A 4,573-nucleotide genomic window follows, 5' to 3' on the forward strand; every position below is an offset into this window, starting at 1 on the left:
ACATAATCTTTATATTTGGGTTAATAAGTTTTAATATACCTAAAATTATATTTATCTGATCTCTGGAATAGACGTGCACCTCATCTATTACAATAAGTCTTAATCCATCTTTAATTAAATCTGATAGGGAATCAGATTTTGTGTTATATTTATATTTGTTTAATATTATATAATAAAATAATTCTGGGTTTGTAATGACAATTTTTTTTCCGGTAATAATAGATTCTATTACTTTGTCTTTGGTAATATCTTCGAAACCCTCATCTTTGTATTTCTGAAGAGATTCATTGAGACTTTGAGAATTTAATAGGGCAATATCAACCTTTTCTTTTTTGAAATCATCGTATACTTCATTAGATAAAAGGTTGTTAGGTAGTATTATCATTATAAAACCATCTAATATCATTTTTTTAAAGCCAAAAGTTTTGCCTGCACCTGTAGGAGCGGATAATAAGGCTATTCTCTTATTAAGAGCTCCACTGGCAAATTCTTGCATTTCTCTTTGGAATAACCTTAGGTCTCCGGCTGACGGAAGGTAAGATTGTTTTATCAAAAAATTTATATCATCCATAAATCTCTAATACCTCCTTAGATGAATAATACCCCATAAGGAAATATTGTAAAACAAGATGGGATGAATACTCATTTTTATGTATACTTAATGATTTCCCCATAATATTTTGGAATGTATAAAGATTTATTACGCTCCTGAATTCATCATTGGTTCTATCTATTTTAATAATACCTGTTTTATTGTTTCCAACTCTTACCATTTCAGGCAATTTAAAAGTTCCAAAATATTCTTCATCGTATACAAGATAAGAATAAAATATATTGCCAGGTTTAAGTGGTTGAACAAAAAAGAAATTTTTATACATTAATTGACCAGTTTTGAAAAGAGGATGCACATTAGAACCGTTATAGTCAGCACCCTGCATGGTATTCCGTATCATATTTTTCATGTAAATTGATTCTTCCCCCTTTCCAAACGCCATACTCCTAGGTATGCCTACAGTTATCCAAAATGGATAATCGTTAATTTCATCATATGTGGGTTGGCTTTTACCCGGATCTGGGAGGCTAAAAAGACCCATTTGTCTTAAAAACCCATATTTTAGGGCTATATCCCCAATAAAATTGGAACTCCGCATACCACCTGCAGCAGCAGTATAGAAATATTGTATTGGTGATATTGCAGTCATTTTGATTGGTAAAATTCTCATATTATCACTTCCAGAATTCCCGCCAATCATTTTCCATTTTCGTATTTATTGTTTCACATAATGATGTAAGATCCGCTTTATTAGATTTTATTTTTATTGTTTCCTCTAATAGAGAGTCTAGATCATCTCCTGAAAGAATATTACCCGGCTCATAGGAAGTTTCCATAGCGTGTAAGACATCATGTTCCGGCTCGTATTTCCCACTTTCCCAGGACTTTGACAGTATGGTATACGAGGATACGGGTTTTTCACCCTTTGAAAATCCGATAGAAACTATACGATTTGCGATATTGTCACCCAGTATTGCAGTGCGAGCCCCATACCTTGTGGCCCCCACAATTGCCATTATTTCTAGTTGTAAAAGTTCTAAGGAGCAGTTTTCAAGTGTCACAAATCGAATAAATTTCACCCCTGGTTTTATATATGGCACGTTGTATATCGCATTTGATTCTGTCTTTCCCTCACTTGTGTGCAATATAGTACCATCCTCGGACAAAGTATTGTGTGTTAATCTGGTGGAAATCTCACCGAGAGGTTCAAAACTGTATGCCCAGTCATAGAAGCATCTTGAGGCTATAGATCCCATATTTAATCCGGAACCTATAGAGGAGTCACCATAAAGCAGACTCGTAGGGTTTTTTAGCGGCGACCTTGTTTTATTCATGTTTCTTGAATATTCTGGAGGTATAATATCATTCAATTTTCTTAATTCTGAAAGCAGATAACTTCTTTCAGATGCCCGCCATTTCTGTGCCGGCACTATACACCTTTCATCCCCCATCATATTTTCACTTGTAAGTTCAGTTGGTTCATTGTTTCTCGATATCAAAAATCCAGTAGTCTCAGAAACTATACCAATTTTGATATATATCCCATGATTCTTTTTTAAATCCAGGTTTTCAGTTTTTACAAGCAATCCTTTATTTATAATTTCATTTAATTTTCCATTCATACTAATCACTCTTTATTCCATTTTTTGTCTGAGGCTAACATATATTCTATTTCAAATGCATCTATCAAATAACTTCTTGTGATACCTGATGGTATCTTCCCTTTAAACTCATCATTTATCAGGGAAAATAAAATATCAGTAAAATTTAAAATCTCTTCATTTTTAGGTTTTAAATTCATATCAGGCTTTTCACGTTTAAGTAATCTTTCCAGATTTTTTGATAAATGGCCACTGACAAACTCCTTTAAATCAGCCAAGTTAGAGGGCTTTGTTTCAGCCTTCATTTTCTCCAGCACTTCTAAACTTTCTCGGATCATCCAACCACGATCACTGGCACTGCTTTTATAATTTAACCGGTATAGACCGGCAGCTATTTCACCCAATTCTTCCATTTTTTTCATTTTTCCACCATGTTTTCCATAAATCAATTCTCGCATCAGTTCTATATCATCCGGATTGGATAATAGAGCATGGTTGCTGCCAAAAAATTGTTTATGAACGTAATAAGAAAGTGAGAAATTATCTCGTATATAATCTTTGATCACAACAGATGCATTATCGTAATCTGTTGATTTTGTTTTTTCACTCTTTGAAGAGTTTAGGAAAAATCGAAGCTTATGCTCAACATCGAATATATTGTTGCATCTGATTTTATTCCACCCCATTCCATTTAATACTGAACTTTCCAATTCTACTAGTATAGTTTCTTTCCATGACTGATAAAATATATTATTAGAAAAACTCAACATAATATGTAATTTTGATTTTATAGCAATATCTATTATTGTCTTTAAGTATTTCAGTATGTCACTATCCTTTTTCGGGTCATTAAGATAGATGTAATATGTGGAATCCAACTTAAAATTATCGAGCTTCGCATTGTCATCCTCTATTGTGAGGTTGATATTGTTTACCTTCAAATCAGAATCCACGTTAGAAGCTAATTTCAAAAATTTACCCATGTCCATGAATGGAATTGCACCAGGAAATGATAAAAACATAACTGCAGAGGAATATTTAGAACTAATTTTAGGTGCAAGGACGTGTCTCAAGGAGAATTCAAATATTGTATACTGATCTATTTTGCCATTAGGAAGTCCTGATGTAGGCAATCTATTATTAAATGAATTTGTTCCTAATCCAAATAAGTTTTCTACATGTCCACTATTTTCAGCTGGATAACCCGTTATCATTGACATAGACATTTTATCTGGTACTTGTGGGAGATTAACAACTCCCATATTTAAAATAAGTTGTATAATTTCTGAAACTATTTTCTTATTGTTTTTATTTTTTGATCCGCTATTCATATCAGATATTACATTGTTTTCGATTTCATTCCAATTTATTTGCGAATTTTCAGAACTTGTCATAAATAATGGAATTAAAAAAGCTGATTTATATTCATTATTCTTTGGTAGTAGTCCTTTCAACATTGATATATTTTCTGCAAGGGTTTTTGTCAAGTTTTTTCTTATTATACATGCCTGATTAGATTGTAACGATGTTTGGAGTTGAACATACCTAATATAAAATGCGTGTAACCTCTCATCAATGGTTTTTTGTGTGTTAGGGTTGTTTTTCAACAGACCCATAAATTCTTGTTCATCCATCTCATCAATGGTTTTTTGTGTGTCAGGACTCTCTATATATATATCGTCAGCAGCAAGATATTCCCTTACGCTTCTTGGCCCCTTCGTTTTAGATTTTGGCATTTCTTTATAAAAATTTAATGAGTACGAGATTGTATTACTTATTTTATCAGAATACTTTTCAGCATCCAGTTTTATGCCCTCATTTAATTTTATATCTTCGAGATGGAGAACCTGTTTGAACTTCTTTCCATTAGTCACAAATTTGACCAATATTTTCTTGTTAATAGACCCTATGTTAGAACTTGATACATTTATTTTCCTGTCGGTAAAACTTATTCCATCTTCTAGGTGTGCTCTTAGACTAACACGCTCTAATAATTTGTTTGAAAGAGCATCAACCGAAAATTCAATTTCAGATTTGTTAACGTAGTAGATTGAGTTTAAAGTGCTCCATAAATAGAAGCCACCACTTTTAACAATACTTTCTACTAATTCCTTTCTTAAGAACGAAGAAATAGTAATAAAAGTGGTACTTGATACCCTTATCTTATGAATCATAGTTTTAGGTATGCAGGGTATGTTATCGAAGTATACGTCAGAAATATCCTCAGTATCATCTGAAAACATGCTCGAGAGGCTATCCGCTAATCTAGAAAAACTGCTCTCAAATTGGAGATTGTGGTTAAGGCTAATATTCTCAGAATTAGATCTGTATTCGGTTCCTTTTTCAGTTGAAAAAGCAATAAAATAAACATCGTCTTTTGAAAGATGCAATTCCTCCATTAGCGTGGAGAATTTTTCCA

General features: G+C 32.6%; 4 protein-coding genes. All 4 read right to left on the reverse strand.

What is annotated here, in order from left to right:
* Positions 1-571 (reverse strand): DEAD/DEAH box helicase family protein (locus AMDU4_RS11190; RefSeq protein ID WP_290705169.1); only part of this gene is annotated, 571 nt, incomplete at its 3' end.
* Positions 564-1,223 (reverse strand): type I-D CRISPR-associated protein Cas5/Csc1, encoded by a 660-nt coding sequence (gene cas5d, locus AMDU4_RS11195; protein ID WP_290705172.1) that lies wholly within the window; start codon positions 1,221-1,223, stop codon positions 564-566. The genes cas5d and AMDU4_RS11190, both read right to left, overlap by 8 nt.
* Positions 1,224-1,227: 4 nt before the next feature.
* Entirely contained in the window at positions 1,228-2,175 is a 948-nt protein-coding gene (cas7d, locus tag AMDU4_RS11200) for a type I-D CRISPR-associated protein Cas7/Csc2 (RefSeq protein ID WP_021788084.1), read from the reverse strand.
* A 5-nt stretch (positions 2,176-2,180) separates the two neighbouring features.
* Positions 2,181-4,573 (reverse strand): hypothetical protein (locus AMDU4_RS11205; protein ID WP_021788085.1); only part of this gene is annotated, 2,393 nt, incomplete at its 5' end.

Source organism: Ferroplasma sp. Type II (assembly GCF_000496155.1).

What these genes read in the sequence shown, in the direction of transcription:
- cas5d (WP_290705172.1), bottom strand. Translation starts at nt 1,223, where the DNA reads ATGAGAATTTTACCAATCAAAATGACTGCAATATCACCAATACAATAT.
- cas7d (WP_021788084.1), bottom strand. Translation starts at nt 2,175, where the DNA reads ATGAATGGAAAATTAAATGAAATTATAAATAAAGGATTGCTTGTAAAA.